The 1237-nt window shown below is 54.4% G+C and carries 1 protein-coding gene; it reads left to right on the plus strand.

What is annotated here, in order from left to right; translation table 11 throughout:
• Nucleotides 1-1172 (plus strand): F0F1 ATP synthase subunit beta (gene atpD / locus AACG97_RS00215; protein ID WP_338463234.1); only part of this gene is annotated, 1172 nt, incomplete at its 5' end.
• Nucleotides 1173-1237: the final 65 nt, after the last annotated feature.

Below are 1237 nucleotides of genomic sequence, written 5' to 3' on the forward strand. Positions count from 1 at the left end.
ACCTCGAGCACCCAATCGAAGTCCCGGTAGGTAAAGCAACACTGGGTCGTATCATGAACGTACTGGGTCAGCCGGTCGACATGAAAGGCGACATCGGTGAAGAAGAGCGTTGGGCTATCCACCGCGCAGCACCTTCCTATGAAGAGCTGTCCAGCTCTCAGGAACTGCTGGAAACCGGTATCAAAGTTATCGACCTGATGTGTCCGTTCGCCAAGGGCGGTAAAGTTGGTCTGTTCGGTGGTGCGGGTGTAGGTAAAACCGTAAACATGATGGAGCTGATCCGTAACATCGCGATCGAGCACTCCGGTTACTCTGTGTTTGCGGGCGTCGGTGAGCGTACTCGTGAGGGTAACGACTTCTACCACGAAATGACCGACTCCAACGTTATCGATAAAGTATCCCTGGTGTACGGCCAGATGAACGAGCCGCCGGGAAACCGTCTGCGCGTTGCGCTGACCGGCCTGACCATGGCTGAGAAATTCCGTGACGAAGGTCGTGACGTTCTGCTGTTCGTCGATAACATCTATCGTTACACCCTGGCCGGTACTGAAGTATCCGCACTGCTGGGTCGTATGCCTTCAGCGGTAGGTTATCAGCCGACTCTGGCGGAAGAGATGGGCGTTCTGCAGGAACGTATCACCTCCACCAAAACCGGTTCTATCACCTCCGTACAGGCGGTATACGTACCGGCGGATGACTTAACTGACCCATCCCCAGCCACTACCTTTGCTCACTTAGATGCAACCGTAGTACTGAGCCGTCAGATCGCTTCCCTGGGTATTTACCCGGCCGTTGACCCGCTGGACTCCACCAGCCGTCAGCTGGATCCGCTGGTTGTTGGTCAGGAACACTACGACACCGCGCGTGGCGTTCAGTCCATCCTGCAGCGTTATCAGGAACTGAAAGATATCATCGCCATCCTCGGTATGGACGAACTGTCTGAAGAAGACAAACTGGTGGTAGCTCGCGCACGTAAGATCCAGCGCTTCCTGTCCCAGCCGTTCTTCGTAGCAGAAGTCTTTACCGGTTCTCCGGGCAAATACGTGGCGCTGAAAGACACTATCCGTGGCTTTAAAGGCATCATGGAAGGCGAATACGATCACCTGCCAGAGCAGGCGTTCTACATGGTCGGTTCCATCGACGAAGCCGTGGAAAAAGCCAAAAAACTTTAACGCCTTAATCGGAGGGTGATATGGCAATGACTTACCACCTGGACGTCGTCAGCGCAGAGTTACAA

Source organism: Pseudomonas sp. Nvir (genome assembly GCF_963778085.1).
GTDB lineage: Bacteria > Pseudomonadota > Gammaproteobacteria > Pseudomonadales > Pseudomonadaceae > Aquipseudomonas > Aquipseudomonas juntendi.